Origin of the sequence: Variovorax restrictus, assembly GCF_051216715.1 — a bacterium.
Taxonomy (GTDB): domain Bacteria; phylum Pseudomonadota; class Gammaproteobacteria; order Burkholderiales; family Burkholderiaceae_C; genus Variovorax.
Map to the genome: position 1 here is coordinate 1,222,183 of NZ_JBPJZH010000001.1, position 25,911 is coordinate 1,248,093.

The following is a 25,911-nucleotide window of genomic DNA, read 5'->3' on the forward strand; positions in this document are numbered from 1 at the left end:
GTCGGTCCGGCGCGGCGGACTCAAAGAATCCGGTTGAACCAGAACAGCGACAACCCCGCCGACAGGAAGGCCAGCAGCGCCGCGCCGAGGGCGAAGAGCGCGGAGACTTCCGTCTCCTTCTTCTCGACCGTGAGGCGCGAGCTCAGCGTGTCGTAGACCTTCTTCAGGTCGGCCGCGGTGCCGGCGTAGAAGTACTCGCCGGAGGTCTTGTTGGCCACGGCCTTGAGCGTCTCCTCGTCGAGCCGCACGCGCATCGACCAGCCCTCGAAGCCGATGGTTTCGCCGTCGACCGTGCCGATGCCGACCGTGTACACGCGCACGCCGCGGTCAGCCGCGACCTTGGCCGCGTCCATCGGGTCGACGCCCGTGGTGCGCTGGCCGTCGGTCAGCATGATGACTGCGGCGGACGTGTACGAACCCGGCGCCACCGGTGTGAATTCGGGCGGTGGCGCCTTGCCGGCCTGCTCGATCGGCACGCCGCGCTGGCGGCTCTGCGGGCCGAAGTTGGAGATGTCGATGCCGGCCTGCGGGAACAGCGTGGCGAGCGACACCACGATGGCATTGCCGGTGGCGGTGGCGCGTTGCAACTGAAAGGCGTCGATGGCGGTGACCAGGTCGTCGCGGTTGACGGTGGGCAGCTGCGCCACCTGCGCGCTGCCGGCGAAGGCCACGATGCCGACCTTCACGGTGCGGGGCAGGTCCTTGATGAAGGCCTTGGCGGCCTCCTGCGCTGCGACCAGGCGGTTGGGCAGCACGTCGGTGGCGCGCATGCTGCCGGACACGTCCATCGCCAGGATGATGGTCTGCTGGTTCGACGGCAGCACCACCACCGCCATCGGCCGCGCCGCGGCGATGAGCATCGCCACCATCGCTAGCAGAAAGAGCAGGGGCGGGATGTGCCGCTTCATGCTCTGGCCAGCGCCCATCGCCTCGCGCACGATCGACAGGCTGGCGTAACGCAGCGCCAGCTTTTTCTTGCGACGCATCAGCCATACGTACAGCAGCACCAGCAAGGGCACGGCGGTCAGCAGCCAGAGGAACTGGGGCCACAGGAAATTCATGGAGCGCTCCCGGATGTGGTCGCGAAGGTCATGCAGGCGCCGCCTTGCGGAATGGATATTGCGCGCCACCCGTGCGGACCCGGCGCTTGCGCAGGTCGGCGAAGCGCAGGATGGCCGCGGCCAGTTCGTCGTCGGTGGAGAGTTCGAGCGTGTCGACGCCGGCCTTGGCCAACGTGGCGCGCAGCGTGGCTTCGCGCTCAGCGGCGATGCGCGCGAAGCGCTTGCGGAACCCGGCGTCGTGCGTGTCGACCCACAGCTGCTCGCCCGTCTCGGCGTCGCGCAGCGGTACCAGGCCGAGGTCGGGCAGCGAAAGCTCGAGCGGGTCGAAAAGCCGCACCGCGACCACCTCGTGGCGCTGCGTCAGCTGGGCCAGCGGCTTCTCCCAACCCGGCTCGGTCAGAAAGTCGGACACCACGAAGACGGTCGAGCGCCGCGGCATCAGCACGGCCGCGGACTTCAGCAGGTCGGACAGCCGCGTCATGCCCTTCGTGGGCTTGCCTTCGACGGACCGCTTGTCCATGGCGTGCAGCAGATGCAGCACATGCGGCCGGCCGCTGCGCGGCGGGATCACCGCTTCGAGATCGTTGCCGTAGACCAATGCGCCGACCCGGTTGCCGTGCCGCGTCAGCAGCCGGGCCAGCACGCCGACGAAGCCTTGCGAGATCTCGCGCTTGGCCTTGAGGCCAGAGCCGAAATCCACCGAGCGGCTCAGGTCGAGCACGAACCAGGCGGTCATCTCGCGGTCTTCGGTGTAGACGCGCACATGCGGCACCTGCAACCGCGCGGTCACGTTCCAGTCGATGTGGCGCACGTCGTCGTGGTGCTGGTACTCGCGCAGGTCGGCCAGGTCGAGCCCGGTGCCGCGCATCAGCGTGCGGTAGTCGCCCTGCAGCAGGCCGTCGAGCCGGCGGATCACGGTCCATTCGAGCCGGCGCAGCACGCGCTCGGCGGCACCCGCAGCCGTCTCGGCCACGGCGACCGCCTGTGCGTCGTTGGCAGCGCGGGTGCGCTTACTGGGCCACCAGCTTTTCATGGCTTTTCCAGGAACACCGCGGAACCGGCTTCGCCGGGCCGCTGGTGTTGCCCCCGGCGAGGGGGAGGCGGAGCGACACGCAGTGCGCGAAGACTGGGGGAGTGCTCATTGCTCTAGGCCACCAGCTTTTCATGCTCGAGCGGCTTGGGAGGGGCGGGAATCGCACGCATGATCTTCTCGATCAGCCCGTCGGCGGTCAGGCCTTCGGACAGGCCCTCGTACGACAGCGTCACGCGGTGGCGCAGCACGTCGGGCACCAGCGCGGTCATGTCCTCCGGCAGCGCGTAGCTCCTGCCGCGAAGCAGGGCCAGCGCACGCGCGCCCTCGGTGAGGTTGATGCTGGCGCGCGGGCTGGCGCCGAAGGTGATGAAGCGGCGCATGTCCTTCAGGCCGTGCTTCTCGGGCGTGCGCGTGGCCGACACCAGCTTCACCGCGTACTGGATGAGGGACGGGTCGACGTACACGCGTCGTGCCTCGGCCTGCAGGGCGGCGAGCTGGTCGGTGGTGGCGACGACGGCCGGCTGCACCGGCGGGCCGATCACGCGCTGCACGATGACGAACTCTTCTTCGTCGGTCGGGTAGTCGACCAGCACCTTCATCATGAAACGGTCGACCTGCGCCTCGGGCAGCGGGTAGGTGCCTTCGGTCTCGATCGGGTTCTGCGTCGCCATCACGAGGAAAGGGCGCGGCACCTTGTGCGTCTCGCCGGCGATGGTCACCTGGCGCTCTTGCATCACCTCGAGCAGCGCACTCTGCACCTTGGCCGGCGCGCGGTTGATTTCGTCGGCCAGTAGCAGGTTGGCGAACACCGGGCCGAGCGCGGTGGAGAAGTCGCCGGTCTTCTGGTTGTAGATGCGCGTGCCGACCAGGTCGGCTGGCACCAGGTCGGGCGTGAACTGGATGCGCTTGAACTGGCCGCTCACGGTGTCGGCCAGCGTCTTGATGGTGAGCGTCTTCGCCAGGCCCGGCACGCCTTCGACCAGCAGGTGACCACCGGCCAGCATCGCGACCATCACGCGTTCGAGGAAGCGGTCCTGGCCGACCACGACACGCTTCACCTCGTAGAGGATCTGCTCCATCAGCTCGGCCGTGGCGGGTGAATTGGTCGGGGTTGTCTCGAAGCTCATGCGCGTGCTTTCGTGAAGGAGTGAAAGGCGAAGATGGCGAACGGTGAGAAGGTCAGAACGGTGGCGAGCCCAGCGCCGAAGCGGCGTTCTCGATCGGCACGGCGAAACCGATGCCGATGAAGGTGCGCTGCTGCGTGGGATTGAGGATGGCGGTCACGATGCCGAGCACCTCGCCATTCATGTTGATCAGCGGGCCGCCCGAATTGCCGGGGTTGGCGGCTGCGTCGAACTGGATCAGGTTGCCCAGCTCCTGCTTGCCTTCCGGCGAACGGAACGAGCGCTTGAGGCCGGACACGACGCCCGCCGACACGGAAGGGCCGATGCCGAACGGGAAACCGACCGCGGCGACCTGATCGCCTGATTGCAGGTCGGCAGTCGAGGTCATGGTCGCGGCGATCAGGTCGTCGGGTATCTTCTTCGCCTGCAGCACGGCGAGGTCGTTCTCGGGCTGCACGCCGGTGATGGTCGCCTCCGCCTCGAGGCCGTCGGAGAAGGTGATCTTGATCTTTTCCGACCCCGCGACCACGTGGAGGTTGGTGAGGATCACGCCCTTGTCGACGATGACCACGCCGGTGCCCACGCCGCGCTCGACCTCGGTGCCGGGCGCTGGATCGGCTTCGGGCGCCTTGCCGCGCGCCATGTTGCGCCCGCGCTTCTCGGTCTTCGCTTCAGGCGTCGCACGCTCGGTGCCGTAGCCGACCACGCGCACCACGGAGGGCCGGATGATGGCCGCCGCGCGGGTGGCCTGAGAGGGGAGGACGTTGGTCTGCAGCGTGCGCAGCACGGCGGCGTCGATGTCCTTCTGCGTCAGCGTGTGTCCGGACTGGCGCGGCCAGAACACCGCACCGCCGACGGTCAGTGCGAGCACGAGAACCAGCAGGCCCGCGAAGGACTTTCGACCCGGCTGCCATCGCGTCGGCGCGACGGCAGGCGCATCCGGCGGCGCGCCGACGGCGGGCGCATCCCCCTCGCGGGGCGCGTCGGCATCTTTCGACGCTTGCGGCGAGCGGCTGTAAATACCAGTCCTGCGCATCGGCACCTCCGGGCAAAGAGTGACGTGTCAAAGAATTCACGGTAGCACGCTTTGTGCCGCCTTGCATCGCTTCGGGCATCATGGCCCGATGACCGGTTTCATCGATACACACTGTCACCTGGATGCCCCGGAGTTCGGCGACGAAGGGCCCGCCGTGCGGGCACGGGCCGACGCTGCGGGCGTTGCGCTGTGCGTCATTCCTGCGGTAGCGGTCTCCAACTTTGCGACAGTGCGCACGCTGGCACATGCGCAGGGCGACGCTTATGCGCTGGGCATCCATCCGCTGTGCACCGGCGACGCGCAGGAGGCTGACCTGCAGACGCTCGATGCCGAACTGACCGCGCGCCGGGGCGACCCACGTCTGGTCGCGGTGGGCGAGATCGGGTTGGACTACTTCGTGCCCGAACTCGACGGGCCGAAGCAGGAGCACTTCTTCCATGCGCAATTGCAGCTCGCCCGCGCGCACGACCTGCCGGTGATCATCCATGTGCGCCGTTCGGTCGACAAGGTGCTCAAGCATCTGCGCCAGGTCGGTGCGGGTCGCCCGTGGCGGGGCATCGCGCACGCTTTCAACGGCAGCGAGCAGCAGGCCAAGGCCTGCATCGACATCGGGCTCAAGCTGGGCTTCGGCGGTACCGTGACCTTCGACCGTGCGCTGCAGGTGCGCCGACTCGCCACGGCGCTACCGCTCGATGCGATCGTCATGGAAACCGATGCGCCGGACATCCAGCCGCACTGGCTCTACCGCACCCAGACAGAACGCGAAGCCGGTGCCGCACAGGGCCGCAACGAGCCCGCCGAGCTGCCGCGCATCGCCGCGGTGCTGGCGCAGTTGCGCGGCATGACGCCGGACGAACTCGCGCAGGCGAGCACGCGCAACGCACTGAGCGCATTGCCTGGCCTGTCTTCGTTGGTGACGCCGTCAGGCGGTGGTCAGGCAAGCGTGTAGGCCGACATGCCGTCGTGCGACAAAACAGCGTCGCCGGTAGCCGCGTTGTCATCCGCGCCGTCGGATCGCCCGTTGTCCGGTCAGTGCGGCATGTCCGTGACTACAACGCAAACAAGGAGCTTTCCATGACCTCGACCCTCTTCCGTTCGATCCCCGCTGTTCTGGCGCTGGGCATCGCCTCCATCGGTTTCTCCGCTGCCGCACAGACGCCGGCACCGGCGCCGGCCGTGGCCCCTGCCACCGCCCCAGCGCCGACCGTGACCGAGAAGGTCAAGACGGGCACCAAGAAGGCCTACAACGCCACCAAGCGCACCGCCAAGAAGGCTGGTCACGCCACCGCCAATGGTGCGAAGAAGGCAGGCGGCGCGGTCGCCAATGTTGGCCACAAGACGGCCGATGGCATGCGCAGCGCAGGCCACAAGATCGGTGAGAAGATCCCCGGCACCGCCGAGAATGAAGCCGCCAAGAAGCCCTGATCCTGCGACCGGTCTCGACCGGCCTGCACCCTCGAAGAACCCGCCGCGGCGGGTTTTTTCTCGTGCGCCGTCCGATGCGCCGTCGCTCGACGGTCTGGCGCCCATCGTGTCGGCGCAGACGGTGGTGCTGGTGCTGGGCAGCTTCCCGGGCGCGCGGTCGCTGGCGGAGGGGCGCTACTATGCCCATCCGCAGAACCACTTCTGGAAGATCTTGCAAGCCCTCTGGCCCGCCCACCCTCTGCCTTCGGGCACCGCATCCGCCGAGCGCGCCGACTGGTTGACGCAGCATGGCCTCGGCCTGTGGGACGTGTATGGCAGCTGCCAACGCGAGGGCAGCCTCGACACGTCGATCCGCGATGCAGCGCTCAACGACTTCTCGACCCTCGAGGTGCCGCGGCTCGCCGCCATCGCGCACAACGGCGCCGAGAGCTTTCGCCATGCGCCCAAGGTGATCGACGCCCTGCGCGACGGCGGCCACGGCGTTCTGCCGGCCTACAAGCTGCCGTCGACCAGCCCCGCGCATGCGGCGATGCCCTTCGACCGCAAATGCGAGGCCTGGCACGACGTGTTCGCACGGCATGGGTTGGTCGCGTGATGGCAGCGCGCGCACCGGCCCTGCCTGAGGTCAACTTTTCCGACTGGGGCGACATCCGCTACCTGCACCTCGGCACGGAATGGGTGCAGGGCTCGATGAAGCTCGACGCGCCCTTCGAGATCGAATTGGAATACGTGCAGCGCATGATGGCCTGGCTGCTCTTCGTCGAGCCGTCGAGCGTCATGAACCGCCACGCGATGCAGCTGGGCCTGGGCGCGGCCACACTCACCAAGTTCAGCCGCAAGCAGTTGCGCATGCGCACCACCGCGGTCGAGCTCAACCCGCAGGTCGTCGCGGCCTGCCGCGGCTGGTTCAAGCTGCCGGCCGACGACGCCAAGCTGCGCGTGGTGCTGGCCGATGCCGGCACCGAGATCCGCAAGCCCGAGTGGCAAGGCACGGTCGATGCGCTGCAGGTCGACCTGTACGACCACGAGGCCGCCGCGCCGGTGCTCGACAGCGAAGCCTTCTATGCCGACTGCCGCGGCCTGCTGACCGAGGACGGCTGCATGACGGTCAACCTCTTCGGCCGCTCGTCGAGCTACGAACGCAGCCTCGAGAAGATCGCCGCCGCCTTCGGCACCGAGGCGGTCTGGGCCTTCAAGCCGACGCGCGAGGGCAACACCGTCGTGCTGGCGCAGCGCACGCCGACCCGGCCCAAGCGCGACGCACTTGCCGAGCGGGCACAGACCATCCAGACTCGCTGGGGATTGCCGGCCCCCAAGTGGCTGCGCGTCTTCAAATCCATGTCATGAGCGTCGTCTCGCCACCCGCTGCCGCGTCCCGCCACGAAGGCCCGCTCGACCTGCGCCTGCTGATCGAGTGGCTCGCCGCCGACGGCGTGATTTCGCCGCACGAGGCCAAGCGCACCATCGCACGCTGTGCGCAGGCCGAGAGCCGGCAGGCACCCTTGGTGCGCTTGGCGAACGTCGCGATGACACGCGAGAAAGACGGCAAGCCGCTCGACCTCGAGATGCTCACCGAATGGCTGGCCGGGCGCGCCGCGTTGCAGTACCTGCGCATCGATCCGCTGAAGGTCGACGTGGGCAAGGTGGCCGACACCATGAGCGCGGCCTACGCCGAGCGCCACAAGGTGCTGCCGGTGCAGGTCACGCCCAGCGAAGTGGTGGTGGCCACCGCCGAGCCCTTCCTGACCGACTGGATGTCCGAGGTCGAGCGCCAGTCGCGCCGCGCAGTGCGCCGCGTGGTGGCCAACCCAGCTGACATCCAGCGCTACACGGCCGAGTTCTTCGCGCTGGCCAAGTCGGTGCGCGCGGCGCAGAAGGCTGGCGGCAACGCGGGCGGCGCGAGCTTCGAGCAGCTGGTCGAGCTGGGCAAGAGCAACAAGCAGCTCGACGCCAACGACCAGAGCGTGGTGCAGGTGGTTGACTGGCTGTGGCAGTACGCCTTCGACCAGCGCGCCAGCGACATCCACCTGGAGCCGCGGCGCGAGCAGGGCGTGGTGCGCTTTCGCATCGACGGCGTGCTGCACCCGGCCTACCAGATGCCCATGGGCGTGATGAACGCGATGGTCGCGCGCATCAAGCTGCTCGGCCGCATGGACGTGGTCGAGAAGCGCCGCCCGCTCGACGGCCGCATCAAGACGCGGAACATGCGCGGCGACGAGGTCGAGATGCGCCTGTCGACGCTGCCCACCGCCTTCGGCGAGAAGATGGTGATGCGGATCTTCGACCCCGATACCGCGGTGAAGGACCTCGACGCACTGGGCTTCGCGCAGCACGACGCCAAGCGCTGGGAACAGCTCGTCACGCGGCCGCACGGCATCATCCTGGTGACCGGGCCGACCGGCTCGGGCAAGACCACCACGCTGTACTCCACGCTCAAGCGGGTGGCGACTGAAGAGGTCAACGTCAGCACCATCGAGGACCCGATCGAGATGATCGAGCCGTCCTTCAACCAGACGCAGGTGCAGCCGCAGCTCGACTTCGGCTTCACCGAGGGGCTGCGCGCGCTGATGCGGCAGGACCCGGACATCATCATGGTCGGTGAAATCCGCGATCTGGCCACCGCCGACATGGCGGTGCAGGCCGCGCTCACCGGCCACCTGGTGTTCAGCACGCTGCACACCAACGATGCGCCCAGCGCCATCACGCGGCTGATGGAGCTGGGCGTGCCGTCGTACCTGATCAACGCCGTGATGCTCGGCGTGCTGGCGCAGCGGCTGGTGCGCACGCTGTGCCCGCTGTGCAAGCAGCCCGACGAGTCGGTCACGCGCGAGAAGCTCGCCGAGTTCGTCGCGCCCTGGCAGATCACCGGTTCGGTGCGCGCCTACCGGCCGGTAGGCTGCGTGGACTGCCGTATGACCGGCTACATGGGCCGCATGGGCCTGTACGAACTGCTCAGCATCAGCGAGGAGTTCAAGGCGCGCGTGAACAAGGAGCCGGTCCTTTCCGCTCTGCGCCGCCAAGCCGTGGCCGACGGCATGCGCCCGCTGCGCCTGGCCGGCGCGCTGCGCGTGGCCGAAGGCGTGACGACCATCGAGGAAGTCCTGAGCGCTACCCCGCCCCTGGAGTGACCAGGCTTCGGGCTAACCCTAGCTCTGCGGTTAGTGGAATCCACATCAGCCTGACCGCACCCTGACCACACAATCGGCCGTTCGAATTTTTTCGAGGAGATTGTTCGTGAAAATCAAAAGTCAGAAGGACTTCTTTGCGGGGCTGATGTTCACCCTCGTCGGGATCGCCTTCGCATGGGGTGCGACCACCTACAACGTGGGGACGGGTGCGCGGATGGGCCCGGGCTACTTCCCGATGATGCTGGGGATCTTGCTGGCCGTCCTCGGCCTCGTGGTGATCTTCGGTGCGCTCACCATCGAGACGGTCAACGGCGACCCGATCGGCAAGATCGCCTGGAAGCCGCTGGGCTTCATCATCGGCGCCAACCTGATCTTCGGCGTGCTGCTCGGCGGCGTCGTGGCGTGGGGCCTGCCCGCCATGGGCCTGATCGCCGCGATCTACGCGCTGGTGCTCATCGCGGGCTTGGCCGGGGAGCAGTACAGCTTCAAGGCCAGCCTGATCCTCGCCACCATCCTCGCGGTCGGCAGCTACCTCGCCTTCGTGGTCGCACTCAAGCTGCAGTTCCAGGTCTGGCCCACCTTCATTTCGGGCTGAGACACACACCATGGACCTGATCAATAACCTTTCCATCGGCTTCACCGCGGCGTTCACGCTGCAGAACCTGATCTATTGCTTCGTCGGCTGTCTTCTGGGCACGCTGATCGGCGTGCTCCCAGGCATCGGCCCGGTCGCGACCATTGCGATGCTGCTGCCCGCGACCTACGCGCTGCCACCGGTGGCAGCGCTCATCATGCTGGCCGGCATCTACTACGGCTCGCAGTACGGCGGCTCGACCACCGCGATCCTGGTGAACCTGCCGGGCGAATCGTCTTCCGTGGTGACCGTGATCGACGGGCACCAGATGGCCAAGCAGGGCAGGGCGGGCCCCGCGCTCGCGGCCGCCGGCCTGGGCTCCTTCTTCGCCGGTTGCGTGGGCACGCTGATCCTGGCCGCCTTCGCGCCGCCGCTGACCGAACTGGCTTTCAAGTTCGGCCCGGCCGAGTACTTCTCGCTCATGATCCTGGGCCTGATCGGCGCCGTGGTGCTGGCCTCGGGCTCGCTGCTCAAGGCCATCGCGATGATCGTGCTGGGCCTGCTCATCGGCCTGGTCGGCACCGACGTGAACTCGGGCGTCGCGCGCTTCAGCTTCGACATCCCCGAACTCACCGACGGCATCGGCTTCATCGTGATCGCCATGGGTGTGTTCGGTTACGGTGAAATCATCGCCAACCTGTCGCGCCCGGAAGAAGAGCGCCAGGTCTTCACCGCCGAAGTGCACGGCCTGTGGCCCACCAAGGAAGACTTCAAGAACATGCTGCCGGCCGTGCTGCGCGGCACGGCGCTCGGTTCTTCGCTGGGCATCCTGCCCGGCGGCGGCGCGTTGCTGTCGGCCTTCGCGGCCTACACGCTCGAGAAGAAAATGAAGCTCAAGGCCGGCGAAGTGCCCTTCGGCAAGGGCAACATCCGCGGCGTGGCCGGCCCCGAGGCCGCCAACAACGCCGGTGCGCAAACCTCCTTCATCCCGCTGCTGACGCTCGGCATTCCGCCGAACCCGGTGATGGCGCTGATGGTGGGTGCGATGACCATCCACAACATCCAGCCCGGCCCGCAGGTGATGACCAGCAACCCGGAACTGTTCTGGGGCCTGATCGCCTCGATGTGGATCGGCAACGCGATGCTGATCGTGCTGAACCTGCCGCTCATCGGCATCTGGATCAAGCTGCTGTCCATCCCTTACCGTTGGCTGTTCCCGGCCATCGTGCTGTTCTGCGCGATCGGCGTGTACTCGACGAACAACAACGTGTTCGACATCTGGATGGTCGCCATCTTCGGCGTGGTGGGCTACACCTTCATCAAGCTCGGCTGCGAACCCGCGCCGCTGTTGTTGGGGCTGATCCTCGGGCCGATGATGGAAGAGAACCTGCGGCGCGCGCTGCTGCTGTCGCGCGGCGACTGGAGCGTGTTCGTGACCCGTCCGATCTCGGCCGGTCTGCTGGCGGCCGCGGCGCTGTTGCTGCTGATCGTGCTGCTGCCCTCGGTCAAGTCCAAACGCGAAGAGGCTTTCGTCGAAGACTGACGCAAGCCTTCGCTCTCACGCCGGCGCCTTCGGGCGCCGTTTTCATTGCAGCAAGGCTTTTGCCGAGCCGTCAGAATCGACCTCCTATGAAAAGAACCTTCTTCTTGAAGACCCTCGCGCTCGCGGTGGGTTTCGTTGCCCTGCCCGCGGTCTGGGCCCAGAGCTATCCCGCCAAGCCGATCCGGCTGGTCGTGCCTTTCCCGGCCGCCGGCGCCACCGATCTCTTTGCGCGCACCCTGTCGCAGAAGATGGGCGAGAAGCTCGGCACCACCATCGTCATCGACAACAAGCCCGGCGCCGGCGGCTCGATCGGCGCCGACCTCGCGGCCAAGGCGCCGGCCGACGGGTACACGCTGCTGCTGGCGACCACCAGCACGCACTCGATCGGCCCGGCCATCAACCCGCGCCTGCCGTACGACACGGTGCGCGACTTCACGCCGATCGCCCATGTCGGCGACGCGCCGAGCATCATGCTCGTGCCCAACAGCTCACCGGCGAAGACGGTGCGCGAGTGGATCGAGCTGGCCAAGAAGAACCCCGGCAGGCTCAACTACGCGTCGAGCGGCAACGGCACCATCGTGCAGCTGACCTCTGAGCTGTTCAAGTCGCAGGCGGGCGTGTTCGTGACGCACATCCCGTACCGGGGCACGGCGCTGGCCATCCCCGACCTGATCAGCGGCAAGGTCGACGTGCTGTTCGACTCGCTGCCCACCGGCATGCCGCATGTGCGCGACGGCCGCCTGCGCGCGCTCGGCGTGACCTCGCTCAAGCGCAGCCCGCTGGCGCCCGATGTGCCGCCGATCGCGGATGTGCTGCCCGGTTTCGAATCGAACACCTGGTTCGGCCTGTACGGGCCCAAGGGCCTGCCACCGGAACTCGTCGCGCGCGTGAATACCGCCGCGAACCAGGCGCTGGCCGACCCGGAGGTGCGCGACAAGCTCTCGCGCCTGGGCATCGAACCGACGACCAGCACGCCGGCGCAGTTCGCGAGCATGGTGGCGCAAGACGCCGGCAAGTGGAAAAAGATCATCACCGAACGCAAGATCACGGGCGACTGACACATGAACTTCGATTACGCCAACCCCTACCGTTCCACCCGCATTCCGGTCTTTGCGCGCAACGTCGTCTCGACCTCGCACCCGCTCGCCGCGCAAGCCGGCCTGCGCATCCTGCAGCAGGGCGGCAATGCGGTCGATGCGGCCGTGGCCACAGCGGCGGTGATGACGCTGGTCGAGCCCGTCAGCAACGGCCTGGGCAGCGATGCCTTCTGCATCCTGTGGGACGGCAAGGAACTGCACGGCCTCAACGCCTCGGGTTGCGCGCCGCAGGCCTGGACGCCCGATTACTTCCGCCGCAAATACGGTGACGGCGCGACCACGCCCCCGCAACGCGGCATGGATTCGGTGACGGTGCCTGGTGCCGTCGGTGGCTGGATGGCGCTGTCGGAACGCTTCGGCAAGCTGCCCTTCGAGGCGCTGATGGCGCCGGCCATCGAGATCGCCGAGCGCGGCTACCTCATGCCGCCGGTGGTGCAGCAGAAGTGGGCCGCGGCCACGCCAATCCTGCAGGGCCAGCCCGGCTTTGCCGACAGCTTCCTGCCCTGGGGCCGTGCGCCGAACGTCGGCGAGCTGTTCCGCTTCCCGGCGGCGGCACGGGCTCTCAAGGCCATCGCCGCGACGAAGGGCCAAGCCTTCTACAGCGGCGAGATTGCCGAAGCGCTGGAGGCGTTTTCCGACGCCAACGGCGGCAAGCTCAAGGTGCGCGACCTCGCCAACTGGAAGCCCGAGTGGGTCACGCCGACCGCGCAGGACTACCGCGGCCACACGCTGCACGAGATCCCGCCCAACGGCCAGGGCATCGCCGCACAGATCGCACTGGGCATCCTGCAGCACTTCGACATGGCGGGCATGCCGGTCGACAGCGTCGCGTTCCAGCATGTGCAGATCGAGGCCATGAAGCTGGCCTTCGCCGACACCTACCGCTACGTCTCGGAGCCGTCGTCGATGACGGTGACCCCCCTGCAGATGCTCGATGCCGACTATCTCGCATCGCGTGCCAAACTGATCGACATGACGAAGGCGCAGGATTTCAAGGCGGGCAACCCCATCAAGGGCGGCACCATCTACCTCACGGCCGCGGACGAGAGCGGCATGATGGTCAGCTTCATCCAGAGCAACTACATGGGCTTCGGTTCGGGCTGCGTGGAGCCGGGCTTCGGCATCAGCCTGCAGAACCGCGGCCACGGCTTCAGCCTGAACGCCGACAGCCCCAACGTGGTCGCACCGGGCAAGCGCCCCTTCCACACCATCATCCCGGCCTTCCTCACCAAGGACGGCCAGCCGGTGATGAGCTTCGGCGTGATGGGCGGCAACATGCAGCCTCAGGGCCACATGCAGACCTTGGTGCGCATGCTCGACCACGGACAGAACCCGCAGGCCGCTTGCGATGCGCCGCGCTGGCGCTTCAACCAGGGGTTGGAGATCAACGTCGAAGGCGCGATGGACCCGAAGACGGTCGAAGGGCTGAGCGCGCTGGGTCACCAAGTCGACGTCATCGACGACTCGTACCAGGACTTCGGTGCCGGCCAGTTCATCTGGCGCGCGGGTGATCCGGCGGTCGAGGGCTATATCGCGGCCAGCGATCCGCGCCGCGACGGACTCGCTGCGGGGTATTAGAACCACCCCGAGGCGGCGCACTGCGTGTCGCCGCTTCCCCTCAAGGGGCGATACCTGCGGCCCGGCGGAGCCGGTTCCGCGGTATCTCTGAAACAGACCTACGTGACCTCACCGATCGTTCATTCATCACCTGTGCAAAAGCCGCTCGCCGCGGGCCTCGCATTGGCCACCTTCGGTGCCATCGCCTTCAGCGGCAAGGCGATCATCGTCAAGCTGGCCTACCGCTATGGGGTCGACGCGGTCACGCTGATCATGCTGCGCATGCTGTTCGCGCTGCCGCTCTTTGTAGGCATGGCGTGGTGGGCCGGGCGCGGCAAGCCGCCGCCGACTCGGCGCGATTGGCTGGGCGTGCTGGGGCTGGGCTTCTCGGGCTACTACCTGGCGAGCTTTCTCGACTTCGCGGGGCTGGCGTACATCACGGCCAGCCTCGAGCGGCTCATCCTGTACCTCAACCCGACGCTGGTGCTGCTGTTCGGCTGGATCGTCTACCGCCGCCGGATCACGCGTTGGCAGATGCTCGGCATGGCCATCAGCTATGCCGGCGTGCTGCTGGTGTTCGGCCACGAGGTGCAGCTGGGCCAGACGGCCGCGGCGGCCTGGGGCACGCTGCTGGTGTTCCTGAGCGCGGTGAGTTATGCCGTCTATCTCGTCGCCAGCGGCGAGTTCGTCAAGCGCCTGGGCTCGCTGCGGCTGGTCGGCCTGGCCACCAGCGTGGCCTGCCTTCTGTGCATTGCGCAATTCCTGGTGCTGCGGCCGGTGAGCGGGGTGTTCGAGCTGGCGCCGCAAGTCATCTGGCTGTCGGTGCTGAACGCGACCCTGTGCACCGCCGTGCCGGTGCTCTCGGTCATGATGGCGATCGAGCGCATCGGCGCGCCCATGGCCGCACAGACCGGCATGGTCGGGCCGATGTCGACCATCCTGATGGGTGTGGTGATCCTCGGCGAACCGTTCACCGCGTGGACCGCGGCCGGCACGGTGCTGGTGATCACCGGAATTTTTGTCTTCACACGAACTGGGCGCTAGGCCCGAAGGAACTCACATGGATCTCGGAATCGCGGGCCGCACGGCCCTGGTATGCGGCGGCAGCAAGGGCCTGGGCCTGGGCTGCGCCGAAGCACTGGTGCGCGAAGGCGTGAACGTGGTGGTGGTGGCGCGCGGCGCCGAAGCATTGCAGGCTGCTGCAGCGCGGCTCGAAGCCGCCGCGGCCGGTTCGCCCAAGCCTTTCGTCAAGACGGTCGCCGCCGACATCACGACGCCCGAAGGCCGCGCCGCCGCCTTCGCTGCGCATGCCGACTACGACATCGTCGTGACCAACGCCGGCGGTCCGCCGCCTGGCGACTTCCGCGACTGGGACCGCGAGGCATGGATCAAGGCGGTCGACGCCAACATGCTCACGCCCATCGAGCTGATCAAGGCCACGGTCGACGGCATGGCCGCGCGTGGCTACGGCCGCATCGTGAACATCACGTCGAGCTCGGTGAAGGCGCCGATCGACATCCTGGGCCTGTCCAACGGCGCGCGCAGCGGCCTCACCGGCTTCGTGGCGGGCGTGGCGCGCACGCCGATCGCCGCCAAGGGCGTGACCATCAACAACCTGCTGCCGGGCTCTTTCGATACCGATCGCCTCAAGGGCACCATGGCCGGTGCGGCGAAGAAGAGCGGCCTCGATGTCGACATCGTGCGTGCCAACCGCCAGAAGGGCATTCCGGCCGGCCGCTTCGGCAACCCGGAGGAGTTCGGTGCCATCTGTGCCTTCCTGTGCAGCCTGCAGGCCGGCTACATGACGGGCCAGAACGTGCTGGCCGACGGCGGCGCGTACCCCGGCACCTACTGACGCACTGCGCGCAGTACAGCGCGCTCAGTTTGGCGAGCCGCTTGTCGACGGCCAACCGGGCCTGTGTCCTGTGGCCCAGGTGGCTGACCCTCAGGACCGTCATGCAGGCCCCGATCATCGTGGCGGAGGTCGACAGGATGTGCGCCGACAGGCCACGGGTGGGCGGGATGTCCGGCATGGGCGTCGTCATGTGGGCGCGTGCGTGGACGAGCGCGTGTCGAGCCCGTGGAGGCCGCCTGAGGCAGGCCTTCAACCGCGGCACTTCAACGCGCCGGCAGCGCCTCGGCCAGGGCGCGGTACAGGAGCGGCGGCGACACCGGCTTGTGCAGCAGCGTGATGCCATGCGCGGCCGCTTCGCGCAGGCGATCCGGTGCGGTGTCGCCGGTGATCAGCACCGTGGGCGCCGGGCGGCCGAGCGCGGCGTGCAGCGCTTCAATGGCCTGCAGGCCGGTGCGCTGCTCTCGCAGGCGGTAATCGGTGACCAGCAGATCGGGCGGTCGTTGCGTCGCCAGGGCCAGGCCCTGTGCGATGGTCGGCGCCACGTCGCAGGTGCAGCCCCAGGATTGCAGCAGTTCGGCCATGCCCATCAGGATGGTTTCATCGTCGTCGATCACCAGCACGTGCGCATCGAGCACGCGCGGCGCGGTGTGCTCGATGCGCACCGAAGCGGGTTGCACGCAGGAGGCGATCGGCAGGCGCACGCCGAACACGCTGCCGCGCCGCGGCGCCGAGCGCAGCGACAGCGTGTGCCCGAGGGTTCGCGCGAGCCCGTCCACGATGGCCAGACCGAGCCCGAAGCCCTTGTGCCGATCGCGCTCGGGGTTGTCGAGCTGGTGGAACTCCCGGAACACCTCGGCCTGGTGTTCGGGCGCGATGCCGATGCCGGTGTCCCACACTTCGAGCCATGCCTCCGGACCGCGCTGTCGGCAGGTCACGAGCAGGCCGCCGCGCCGGGTGTAGCGGATCGCGTTCGAGACCAGGTTGCGCAGGATCAGCCCCACCAGGGCCGGGTCGGACGCCAGCACCAGCGCCGATTCGCGCGAGCGGTAGGTCAGGCCCCTGGCGTCGGCCTGCGGACCGAACTCACGCTCGATCATGTTGAGCATCGGCTGGATGGCGAAGGCCTCGCGCTGCGGGCGGATCACGCCGGCTTCGATGCGCGAGTAGTCGAACAGGGTGCCCAGCATCGCGGCCGATGCGTCCACCGCTTCGCCCGCACGGGCCAGCAGACTGCGTTGGCGCTCGGTGAGTTCGGTCGCGCCGAGCAGTTCGAGGAACAGGCCCTGCGCATGCACCGGCTGGCGCAGGTCGTGGCTCGCGGCGGCGAGCACCTGGGACTTGGCCGCGCTGGCGTCCTCCGCCTGGCGTTGCGCACGCTCGGCGGCGTCGTGCTCTGCGCGCACGCGCTCGAGCAGGTCGGCGTTCTCGAACCGTAGCTGGATCGAGGTGCGGGCCGCCCGCGCGCCGCGGATCGCCTGGTCGAGCAAGGTCGCGGCAAACAAGGCGCCGCCGAACGCCACGGCCGGATGCTCGGCCAGGCCGCGCAGCCCCACGCCGAACAGGACGGCCGCCGAGCTCGACAGCAGAAAAGCGATAGACAGGGGCAGCAGGGAACCCAGCGTCGACACCGCGCCGCTCTGCACCGCAGCGACCAGGGCGTAGACCACGGCGAGCTGCGCCGCGTCCGCATCGGGTCGCATCGCCCACAGCAGGACGCCCCAGTTCATCGCGCCCACCACGGTGCCGATCAGCAGTTCACCGGTCATGCGCCGGGCCTGGGCGTCCGTCATCGGCGTCCAGCGGTCATGCTGAACGACCATGCGGTGGATGTTGGCGGCAATGGCGAACTGCACCAGGCACCACAGGTTGAGCGCCGAGGCGCTGGCGGCCGGGGCCAGGGCCAACCGCACCAGCACGACCATCAGCAACCCCACCCAGGTCGTGCCGCGGATGTTGTCGATCACGAGCCGCACCTGCTGCGCCAGCAGGCGCGGCTCATCCAGCCGCAGCAGCCTGCGCAGGTCGATCATCAGTAGACCAGGCCGCGTTGCCGCGCGACGAACACCGCCTCAGTCCGGCTGCCCACGTCGAAGAACGCGAGGATGTCCTGCACATGGCGGCGTACCGTGTTCTCCGACAGGTCGAGCCGCCGTGCGATGGTCTTGTTGGGCAGCCCCTGGTGCATCAGCTCGATCACCTCGCACTGCCGCGGCGTGAGGCTGCGAGACGTCGGTGTCGAGGCCGACGGATGCGCGACCTGCGCGCCCGACAACGCGAGCCGGATCGCCTCGACGATCCTTGCCGCGGATTCGGTCTTCGCGATGAAGCCGTCGGCGCCGCGTGCCTGCGCTTCACGCACGCTGTGTGCGTCGGTGTGCGACGACACCACCAGCAGCCGCGCGCCGGGCCAGCGGCGGCGCATCGGCGCGATGCCGGCCAGGCCGTTGATGCCCTGCAGCTGGACGTCGAGCAGCACGACGTCCACTGCATCCGTCTCCAGCGCCATGGCCTCTTCGAGCGCGCCGACTTCATGCACTGTGGCGTCGGGCAGCGCGGCCCGGATCACCAGCGCCAGTCCGGTGCGGAACATGGCGTGGTCATCGACGATGAGAACACGGGGCGGATGCATGGGCGCAATTTTAGGAACGGGCGAAACGCGTGCGGCCAGCATGGTGCCGGCCGCAAGAGGGGCGAGGCCCGCCTTATGGAGGGGGCAATGTAGGAAGCGGAGGGGGCGATGGAGGAGGCGCCGACGAGGAGCAGCTCACGTCGATGTTGCTCACGTTCGCTGTCGCCCCCCCGCTGCGGTTGACCGCGAAGCAGCTGTAGCCGGTGCCGGTGGTGTCGACACTCACGTTGTATGCCGTGCCGCCAGGCACGCTGCCCAGGCTGTAGGCACCGTTGCCGGTCAGCGGCACGGCGGTGGTGTTGGACGAGTCGCCGTTCAGCATCAGCACCATGCTCGGGTACGGCCCGCCCGCGTCGAGCCCGCTGGCGGTGCCACCCAGGGTGAACGGGCCGGCGGGGGTGCAACTGACCACGATGCCGTCCACGGCGTTGGCCGGCATCGTGCCGGTGCCGCCGCTGACGCTGCAGGCATAGCCCGTGGGGCTGACCGTGCCCGCGGTGACGGCGTAGCTCTGGCCCGCCCCCACCTGCGTGGACAGGGTGAAGGGCAGGAAGTCGAAGTCATCGCCGTTGGGATTGCTCACCGTCTGGCCGTCGCTGCCGTTGAGCAGCAGCGTGACCGACCCACCCTGCGGCAGGCCCGTGACGTTGCCGCTCAGGCTGTACGGCGTCGGTCCGCAACTCACGGCCACGTTGCCGGCGTTGATGTCGGCGATGGTGCCGCTGGCGTTGGCAAGGGTGCAGGTGTATCCCGACGGCGCATCGCTGCTGGTCACGCTGTAACTGCTGCCCGCGAACAACTGCGTGCTCATGGTGAATGCGCCGTTGGCCGAGACGGTCTGTGGCGTGCCACCGTTCAGCGCCAACTTGACGCTGCCGCCGCTGGGCAGCCCGCTGACGGTGCCACCGACGCTGTATGGCGTGCTGACCTTCATGCGCAGCTTCCAGGTGGCATCGGCCAGCCGGGGGTCCATGGCTTTGAGGTCGGCCGCGTTGTCGCAGACCGTGCGCACGCGCAGATCGAAGGAACCGTTCACGAGCGGCGTGAAGTTGATGTCGAAGTTCGAAGTCCTCGTGTACTCGGTATACATGAACGTCCCAAATACGGAGAAAATTTTCTCGGATGTGGTGGTTCTGGAAGACGCGGCGAACTGGTTCAACGGGATCCAGACGCCACCGGCCAGCATGTCGAGTGCCATCTGGCTGGCCTGACAGTAGGGCGCATCCGGGCCGTGGGACCAGCTGACCACACTGAACCGAGCGGTCGCGGTTTGGCCCAGCAGGGCTTCAATCTGTACTTCGGCCTGGTTGAGATACACGTCCCGGAAGACGTCCGCTAAGGTCAATTGGCGGTCCTTGACCTTCATACCGGTGGTTGAGGAGATGTCGAGCCTTGCCAAAGACGCTACCAAGGCCGCAGCATCGGCGTTGTCGTTCTTACCCGTCGGGGTGACGCTATAGACCCACGAAAACCCCGTGCGCTGGATCTCCACATAGCCATCACCTACCGTGCTGGCCTGCGGATACCACCCGGTGGTCAGGTCCGACACATAGACGCGCGGCGTGCCCTTGGTGGTGTCGATCGGGATGCGGATGGTCACCGGCTGCGCGATGGTGACGTCATGCGGCGTCAGCTCGTAGACCTTGCTCTGTGCCACCGCCAAGCTGCTGCCCTGCGGCAGGCTGGCCGGCGCGCCAGCGCTGCTTTCGGTGATGGTGATCTTGGTGGCCGCGGACAGCGCGCCCGCCGGCACCACGATGGTCACCCCGCCCGGGCCGACCAGGGTGCCGCCGCTGGCATCCAGGGTGGTCGAGGCCGTTGTCGGAGCAGTGGTCGGTCCGGTGGCCGGTGCTGTGGTGGTCGGCGCAGTCGCGTCGCTGTCGGATCCACCGCCGCCGCAAGCGGCCAGTGCGGTCGCGAGGCAAAGCGGCAGGGCTGTTCGGAGCAGTGCGTAGAACATGGGATTTCCTGGGTCGTTGATGGGTCGAGGGACTCCTCTTCAAAAAGTGTATTTCTCGTAACAAAGGTTTCTCAACGTTCCCGGGTGTCGGCCGTGAAATTGGTACGTCGACTGGTCTGCATGGACCAGCACCGGCGGCGCTTTCTGTGCGGTCCTTGCAACAGAGCGGCGATGTCCGCGAAGGAGATCTACCGCCCGGTCGCTGTCGGACCGCGCACCGACGACAGCACGATGCCGCCCACGATCAGCGCGAAGGCCACACCGTGGTACGCGTGCGGCACCTCGCCCAGGAAGGTGGCCGACAGCAGCGCGGCGAACAGCGGCGTCAGATTGAGGAAGAAGGCGGCCGTCTTCGGGCCGGCGCGCTGCGCCCCGGCGCTCCAGCAGCGAAAGGCCAGGAGGGCCGGGCCCACCGCGATGAAGACCAGCGCAGCGGCCAGCCACCAACTCCAGTGCACATACATCGCGCCCGCCGCCCATTCCCCGGCGGCGAACAGCCCCGACCACGCCAGGCCGAACACCATCTGCGCCATCAGGAAGGCGGCCCAGTCCTCGCGCAGGCCCGCGGGCTCGTTCGTGCCCACGAGCATCCAGCTGTACACCGACCAGGCGAGCACGGCCAGCAGGATGTAGAGGTCACCCGGCACCAGCCGCAAGGCCGCCAGGTGGCGCCAGTCGCCCTGGGCCAGCACCAGCAGCACGCCGAGCATCGACACCACGGCGCCGGCCATCTCGTAGCGCGTGGCACGCTGGCCGAAGAAGAGCGTGCCCAGCAGCAGCATCCAGAACGGCGTGCTGGAGGTGATCAGGGTGACGTTCAGCGGTGTCGAGGTCTGCAGGGCCAGGTACTGAAAGGCGTTGTAGATGCCCACGCCCAGCAATCCGAGCACGCTGTAGCGCCGCCAGTGGCGCCACATCGGATGGTCGCGCCGCAGCACCCCGTGCGCCAGCGGCAGCAGCACGAAAAAGGCCAGCACCCAGCGGATGAAGTTCAGCGTGAGCGGCGAAGCCATGTCCTTGAGCAGGCGGCCGAGCACCGCGTTGGCGGCCCACAGCAGCGGCGGCGTGGCAAGCAGGAGGATGGTGGAAAGGGTGAGGCGAGACGGCTGCATGGGCGCGAGAGGGGTGAACCGGGCGATTGTCCCCTCCGCTCGCGACGCACCCGCGCGTGGCACGATCGAGGGCTGTCGACCCCGTCCATTTCGCAGGAGACCTTTCCCATGATGAGCAAAGCCGTTCGCATCGACCGCCCCGGCGGCCCCGAAGAACTCAAGATCGTCGACGTCGAGGTCGGCGCGCCCGGCCCCGGCGAGATCCGCATCCGCCACAAGGCCATCGGCCTCAACTTCATCGACACCTACCAGCGCAGCGGGCTCTACCCGTTCGCGATGCCGCTGCAGCTCGGCATGGAGGCCTCGGGCGTGGTCGAAGCGGTGGGCGAGGGCGTGACCCACCTGCAGCCCGGCGACCGCGCGGCCTATGCCAGCGGGCCGCCCGGTGCCTATTGCGAGCTGCGCGTGATGCCGGCCAAGAACGTGTGCAAGCTGCCCGACGCGATCTCCTTCGAGACCGGCGCGGCCATGATGCTCAAGGGCCTGACCGCGCAGTACCTGCTGAAGAAGACGCTGCCGGCCGAAGGCCTGCAGGCGGGCGACTTCATCGTGTTCCACGCTGCGGCCGGCGGCGTCGGCCTGATCGCCTGCCAGTGGGCCAAGGCGCTCGGACTGCAGCTCATCGGCACGGCCGGCTCCGACGCCAAGTGCAAGCTGGCGCTGGAACACGGCGCGGCGCATGCGATCAATTACAGCACCGAGAACTTCGCCGAGCGCGTGAAGGCGATCACCGGTGGCAAGGGCGTGAAGGTGGTGTACGACTCGGTCGGCAAAGACACCTACGAAGGCTCGATCGACTGCCTGCGCCCCTTCGGCCTGCTGGCGGTCTTCGGCAACGGTTCGGGCCCCACGCCGCCGATCAACCTCGGCATGCTGGCCTCGAAGGGCTCGCTCTACGTGACGCGCCCGACGCTGTTCACCCACATCGCCACGCGCGAGGCCACGCAGGCCATGGCCGACGACCTGTTCGCGGTGGTGCAGAGCGGCGCGGTGAAGATCCCGATCGATCAGCGCTACGCGCTGGAGGATGTGCAGCAGGCGCACCGCGACCTGGAAGCGCGCAAGACCACCGGCTGCACCATCCTCACGCTGTAGCCGCCGCCGTCTCGCGCACCAGCCGCCACACGCGCTGCGCCAGCGGCGAGGGCGCGCGGTTGCGGCGGTGCACCAGCATCACGCGGCGCTCGATGCGTGGCACCAGCGGCAGCGACACCAGCGTGCCGAGCCCGCCGGGCGGCACGGCCAGCGCCGGCATCACGCTGATGCCGATGCCCGCCTCGACCATGCGGAACACGGTGGTCGGGTGGCCCAGTTGCTGCGCCACCTCGGCCTGCACGCCATGGCCGGCCAGCGCGTCGTCGATCAGCCGGCGGCTGCCCGACGCATGGTCGAGCAGCACCAGCGGATGGCCGGCCAGCGCCGACCACCGCACCGTCTTGCGCGCGGCCAGCGCATGGCCAGCGGGCACCACCAGCACGAAGGGGTCGTTCAGGATCGTCTCGGCCGTCAGGTCGTCGGTCGACGAAGGCTCGATCACCACGCCGAAGTCGACTTCGCCGGTGCGCACACTGTCGAGCGCGTCCTGCTGGATGCGGTCGAGCAGCACCAGCTGGATGTCGGGCTCCTGGCGCGCGCAGGCCGCGATGCAGGCCGGCATGAGCTGCGCCGACAGCGTCGGGCTGCTGGCCACGCGCACCTTGCCGCGCCGCGCACTGGCCATGCCGCGCACGTCGAGCAAGGTCTGGTCGAGTTCGTCGAGCACGCGCTCGAGCCGGGCCGCCAGCGATTGGCCGGCGTCGGTCAGCACCACCTCGCGCGTGGTGCGGTCCAGCAGCTTCAGTCCGACTTGCGATTCGAGTTCGAGGATCGCGCGGCTCACTGCCGGCTGGGTCAGCGCCACGGCATCGCCCGCGCGGCTGAAGTTGCGCTCACCGGCGACGGCCAGGAAGACGCGGAGCTGGCGCAGCGTGACGTTCATGCGCTCGAATCATATATCTATCAAATAAATCCATTTCTCTTTGGACGAGGCCAAGAGCCCAATGCACCCATGGCCCGTTCACGCTACCTCCCCGACAACTTCACCCTCGCCCTCGTCTCGACGGTGGTGCTCGCCAGCCTGCTGCCCGCTTCCGGCGGCACCGCGCACTTCTTCGAGCGCCTCACCACCGTGGCGATCGGCCTGCTGTTCTTCCTGCATGGCGCCAAGCTCTCGCGCGAAGCGATCGTCCAGGGCGTCGGCCACTGGCGCTTGCACCTGCTTGTGCTGGCGTGCACCTTCGTGCTGTTCCCGGCGCTCGGGCTGGCGCTGCGACCGGTGCTCGAACCGCTGGTGACGCCCGCGCTCTACACCGGCGTGCTCTACCTCTGCGTGCTGCCCGCCACCGTGCTGTCGGCCATCGCCTTCACTTCGCTGGCCCGCGGCAACGTGCCGGCCGCGATCTGCAGTGCGTCGGCCTCCACGCTGCTCGGCGTGTTCGTCACGCCGCTGCTGGTGGGCCTGGTCGTCACGACAGGCGCCGGCAGCTCAGCCTCGTTCGACGCCATCGGCCGCATCCTGCTGCAACTGATGGCGCCCTTTGTCGTCGGCCACTTGCTGCGGCCGTGGATCGGCGCCTGGGTCAAGCGCCACGCGTCGACGCTCACGCTGGTCGACCGCGGCTCGATCCTGCTGGTGGTCTACACGGCCTTCAGCGCGGCCGTGATCGAAGGGCTGTGGAAGCAGGTGTCGCCCACGGCGCTGGCTGGCCTGCTGGTGGTGCTGGCCGTGCTGCTGGCGATCGCGCTGGTCTCGACGACCTGGCTGGCGCGCAAGTTCGGCTTCGACAAGGCCGACGAAGTGACCATCGTGTTCTGCGGCTCCAAGAAGAGCCTGGCGAGCGGCGTGCCGATGGCGCACGTGCTGTTCGCCGCGAGCACGGTGGGCACCATCGTGCTGCCCGTGATGCTCTTTCATCAGATGCAGCTGATGGTCTGCGCCGTGCTGGCGCAGCGCTATGCGCGTCGCCCGGTGGATGAGGCGCCGGCAGCCGTCGCCAAGCCGGCTTGAACGGCCGCGCCGCCCAATCGATCAGTTGTCCAGCGGGTGCAGGCGCGATTCGCGCAGCCGGCTCGGGGCCAGCGCGCCGGCCGAGTCGAGGATCGGGTAGGCGATCGAGCAGATGTGCGAGTTGATGCGCTTGAGGTCGCTGATCAGGTCGATGTGCAGCGAACTGGTCTCCATGCTCGGCGCGGTGCGGTCCATCAGCCGGCTCAGGTGGGTGGTGGCGTAGGCGCGTTCCAGGTCGCGGAAGCGCGCCTTCTCTTCCAGCAGCTTCTGCGCGTCGCGCACGTTGCCGTTGAGGAACACGCTCATGCCCAGGCGCAGGTTGGCGACCAGCCGTTCGTGCAGCTCGACGATCTCGGCCATGCCGGCCGGCGAGAAGTTGCGCTGCGGCTTGATCTTCTTGTCCTCGATGTCGATGATCACGCGCTCGATGATGTCGCCCACCTGCTCCATGTTGATGGTGAAGCTGATGATGTCGGTCCAGCGCTTGCTCTCTTCTTCGCCCAGCGCCTCGCGCGAGATCTTCGTCAGGTAGTACTTGATGTCGGAGTAGAGCCGGTCGACCTGGTCGTCGAGCTTGCGCAGTTCCTCGGCCAGCTTCAGGTCGTTGTGGCGGATCACGTTGAGCATGCCGATCAGCATGGTCTCCACGATGTCGGCCTGGTGCAGCGCCTCGCGCGCGGCGTTCGAGATGGCCAGCGTCGGCGTCGACAGCGCCGACGGGTCCAGGTGCTGCGGCCGGGCCGTCGAGGAGCCTTCCTTGGGCACCGGCAGCAGGCGCTTCACCAGCTCGGCCACCCAGCCGGTGAGAAAGATGAATCCGAGGCTCACCACCACGTTGAAGGCCAGGTGGTAGAGCACGACGAGCTGTGTCGCGCCATTCACGTAGGGGCGCACATACTGCAGGTACATCCCGATGAAGGGCGCCGCCACCGCCACGCCGAGCAGCTTGAAGAGCAGGTTGCCCACCGTCACCTGCCGCACCGCGATGTCCGACTTGGCCGTGGTCAGCACCGCCAGCACGCCGCTGCCCAGGTTGGCGCCGAGCACCAGGCCCAGCGCGACGTCGAGCGGCACCACCGCCGAGGTCGCCATGGCGGCGACCAGCAGCACCACGGCGAGGCTCGAGTACGCCACGACGGCCAGCGCCGCGCCGATGGTGATCTCCAGCAGCACGTCGCTGCTGATGGACACCAGCACCGCGCGCATGGCCGGCGAATCGAACAGCGGGCCGGTGGCTTGCACCACCAGCTGCAGCGCCAGCAGCATCAGGCCCAGGCCGATCAGGATGCGGCCGAAGCGGCCCGCCGCACTGGCCGGCCGGGTGATCGAGAAGACCACCCCGGTGAAGATGAAGAGCGGCGACAGCCACGAGAGATCGGTTGAGAACAGCACCGACATCAGCGCCGTGCCCACGTCGGCGCCGCGCATCACGGCCAGCGCCGCGGGCAGGGTGATGAGCCCCTGGCCGACGAAGGACGAGGTCATCAGCGAGGTCGCGGTGCTCGACTGCACCAGCGCCGTCACGCCGATGCCCGACAGCGCCGCGGTGAATCGGTTGCGCATGCTGCGCGCCAGGAACTTGCGCAGGTTGCCTCCGAACACGCGCAGCACGCCGGTGCGGACCAGGTGGGTGCCCCAGACGAGGAGCGCGACTGCTGCCAGCAGGTTCAGCAGATGTTTCATGGGCGGCGGATGGCTTTCTCTTTTCTTGTTCGAGCCTCGGTTGCCGGC

23 protein-coding genes are annotated in these 25,911 nt (G+C 68.1%); 13 read left to right on the forward strand and 10 right to left on the reverse strand.

All coding sequences use genetic code 11. The features are described 5' to 3' along the window. Positions 1-20 precede the first annotated feature (20 nt). From ACSFA0_RS05760 to ACSFA0_RS05775, 4 genes are all read right to left on the reverse strand, one after another. Entirely contained in the window at positions 21-1,061 is a 1,041-nt protein-coding gene (locus tag ACSFA0_RS05760; RefSeq protein WP_435449259.1) for a VWA domain-containing protein, read from the reverse strand. A gap of 28 nt (positions 1,062-1,089) precedes the next feature. Further along, positions 1,090-2,094 (reverse strand): DUF58 domain-containing protein, encoded by a 1,005-nt coding sequence (locus ACSFA0_RS05765; protein ID WP_435449260.1) that lies wholly within the window; start codon positions 2,092-2,094, stop codon positions 1,090-1,092. A 113-nt stretch (positions 2,095-2,207) separates the two neighbouring features. Beyond that, on the reverse strand, positions 2,208-3,221 hold the full coding sequence (locus tag ACSFA0_RS05770; RefSeq protein WP_435449261.1) for an AAA family ATPase: 1,014 nt from the start codon (positions 3,219-3,221) through the stop codon (positions 2,208-2,210). A gap of 52 nt (positions 3,222-3,273) precedes the next feature. Beyond that, positions 3,274-4,254: a S1C family serine protease gene (locus tag ACSFA0_RS05775; RefSeq protein ID WP_435449262.1), complete on the reverse strand. Its 981-nt coding sequence runs from the start codon at positions 4,252-4,254 to the stop codon at positions 3,274-3,276. A gap of 88 nt (positions 4,255-4,342) precedes the next feature. Between ACSFA0_RS05775 and ACSFA0_RS05780 the strand changes: the two genes are divergently transcribed. The 11 genes from ACSFA0_RS05780 (at position 4,343) to ACSFA0_RS05830 (ending at position 15,433) form a co-directional block, all read left to right on the forward strand. Beyond that, the gene (locus tag ACSFA0_RS05780) at positions 4,343-5,203 is read left to right on the forward strand and encodes a TatD family hydrolase (RefSeq protein WP_435449263.1); all 861 of its coding nucleotides are present in this window, start codon (positions 4,343-4,345) and stop codon (positions 5,201-5,203) included. A gap of 125 nt (positions 5,204-5,328) precedes the next feature. Continuing rightward, positions 5,329-5,679, forward strand: a complete 351-nt coding sequence (locus ACSFA0_RS05785; RefSeq protein WP_435449264.1) for a hypothetical protein — start codon at positions 5,329-5,331, stop codon at positions 5,677-5,679. Beyond that, positions 5,657-6,274: a DNA-deoxyinosine glycosylase gene (locus tag ACSFA0_RS05790; RefSeq protein ID WP_435449265.1), complete on the forward strand. Its 618-nt coding sequence runs from the start codon at positions 5,657-5,659 to the stop codon at positions 6,272-6,274. Before ACSFA0_RS05785 ends, ACSFA0_RS05790 begins: the two co-directional genes overlap by 23 nt. Then, positions 6,274-7,026, forward strand: coding sequence for a class I SAM-dependent methyltransferase (locus tag ACSFA0_RS05795; protein WP_435449266.1), 753 nt, complete (start codon positions 6,274-6,276; stop codon positions 7,024-7,026). The genes ACSFA0_RS05790 and ACSFA0_RS05795 overlap by 1 nt, the downstream gene beginning before the upstream one ends. Continuing rightward, a complete protein-coding gene (gene tfpB, locus ACSFA0_RS05800; RefSeq protein ID WP_435449267.1) occupies positions 7,023-8,807 on the forward strand; it encodes a type IV pilus assembly ATPase TfpB in 1,785 nt (594 codons plus the stop codon). Before ACSFA0_RS05795 ends, tfpB begins: the two co-directional genes overlap by 4 nt. 106 nt (positions 8,808-8,913) lie before the next feature. After that, positions 8,914-9,402: a tripartite tricarboxylate transporter TctB family protein gene (locus tag ACSFA0_RS05805; protein WP_435449268.1), complete on the forward strand. Its 489-nt coding sequence runs from the start codon at positions 8,914-8,916 to the stop codon at positions 9,400-9,402. 10 nt (positions 9,403-9,412) lie between these two features. After that, on the forward strand, positions 9,413-10,924 hold the full coding sequence (locus ACSFA0_RS05810; RefSeq protein ID WP_435449269.1) for a tripartite tricarboxylate transporter permease: 1,512 nt from the start codon (positions 9,413-9,415) through the stop codon (positions 10,922-10,924). Positions 10,925-11,010: 86 nt separating this feature from the next. Continuing rightward, entirely contained in the window at positions 11,011-11,982 is a 972-nt protein-coding gene (locus ACSFA0_RS05815; protein WP_435449270.1) for a Bug family tripartite tricarboxylate transporter substrate binding protein, read from the forward strand. Positions 11,983-11,985: 3 nt separating this feature from the next. Beyond that, positions 11,986-13,599: a gamma-glutamyltransferase family protein gene (locus ACSFA0_RS05820; RefSeq protein WP_435449271.1), complete on the forward strand. Its 1,614-nt coding sequence runs from the start codon at positions 11,986-11,988 to the stop codon at positions 13,597-13,599. A 132-nt stretch (positions 13,600-13,731) separates the two neighbouring features. Further along, positions 13,732-14,622, forward strand: a complete 891-nt coding sequence (locus tag ACSFA0_RS05825; protein ID WP_435449272.1) for a DMT family transporter — start codon at positions 13,732-13,734, stop codon at positions 14,620-14,622. Between the two features lie 16 nt (positions 14,623-14,638). After that, positions 14,639-15,433, forward strand: a complete 795-nt coding sequence (locus ACSFA0_RS05830) for an SDR family oxidoreductase (protein ID WP_435449273.1) — start codon at positions 14,639-14,641, stop codon at positions 15,431-15,433. A gap of 263 nt (positions 15,434-15,696) precedes the next feature. Here ACSFA0_RS05830 and ACSFA0_RS05835 read toward each other — a convergent pair whose 3' ends face one another. From ACSFA0_RS05835 to ACSFA0_RS05850, 4 genes are all read right to left on the reverse strand, one after another. Next, positions 15,697-17,463 carry an ATP-binding response regulator gene (locus tag ACSFA0_RS05835; RefSeq protein ID WP_435449274.1) on the reverse strand — a complete coding sequence of 589 codons (1,767 nt, stop codon included), beginning with the start codon at positions 17,461-17,463 and terminating at the stop codon, positions 15,697-15,699. Then, on the reverse strand, positions 17,463-18,062 hold the full coding sequence (locus tag ACSFA0_RS05840) for a response regulator (protein WP_435449275.1): 600 nt from the start codon (positions 18,060-18,062) through the stop codon (positions 17,463-17,465). The genes ACSFA0_RS05835 and ACSFA0_RS05840 overlap by 1 nt, the downstream gene beginning before the upstream one ends. 73 nt (positions 18,063-18,135) lie before the next feature. Beyond that, on the reverse strand, positions 18,136-20,022 hold the full coding sequence (locus ACSFA0_RS05845) for a hypothetical protein (protein WP_435449276.1): 1,887 nt from the start codon (positions 20,020-20,022) through the stop codon (positions 18,136-18,138). A gap of 188 nt (positions 20,023-20,210) precedes the next feature. Next, on the reverse strand, positions 20,211-21,134 hold the full coding sequence (locus tag ACSFA0_RS05850; protein ID WP_435449277.1) for a DMT family transporter: 924 nt from the start codon (positions 21,132-21,134) through the stop codon (positions 20,211-20,213). A 111-nt stretch (positions 21,135-21,245) separates the two neighbouring features. Here ACSFA0_RS05850 and ACSFA0_RS05855 point away from each other — a divergent pair, with 111 nt between their 5' ends. Beyond that, on the forward strand, positions 21,246-22,229 hold the full coding sequence (locus ACSFA0_RS05855; protein ID WP_435450902.1) for a quinone oxidoreductase family protein: 984 nt from the start codon (positions 21,246-21,248) through the stop codon (positions 22,227-22,229). Here ACSFA0_RS05855 and ACSFA0_RS05860 read toward each other — a convergent pair. Continuing rightward, complete coding sequence (locus ACSFA0_RS05860) at positions 22,219-23,112, reverse strand: LysR family transcriptional regulator (RefSeq protein WP_435449278.1); 894 nt, start codon at positions 23,110-23,112, stop codon at positions 22,219-22,221. The genes ACSFA0_RS05855 and ACSFA0_RS05860 overlap by 11 nt on opposite strands. Positions 23,113-23,181: 69 nt before the next feature. Here ACSFA0_RS05860 and ACSFA0_RS05865 point away from each other — a divergent pair, with 69 nt between their 5' ends. After that, entirely contained in the window at positions 23,182-24,180 is a 999-nt protein-coding gene (locus ACSFA0_RS05865; protein ID WP_435449279.1) for a bile acid:sodium symporter family protein, read from the forward strand. Positions 24,181-24,201: 21 nt separating this feature from the next. Here the strand turns inward: ACSFA0_RS05865 and ACSFA0_RS05870 are convergent, their stop codons facing one another. Further along, the gene (locus ACSFA0_RS05870) at positions 24,202-25,863 is read right to left on the reverse strand and encodes a Na/Pi cotransporter family protein (protein ID WP_435449280.1); all 1,662 of its coding nucleotides are present in this window, start codon (positions 25,861-25,863) and stop codon (positions 24,202-24,204) included. Between the last annotated feature and the right edge of the window lie 48 nt (positions 25,864-25,911).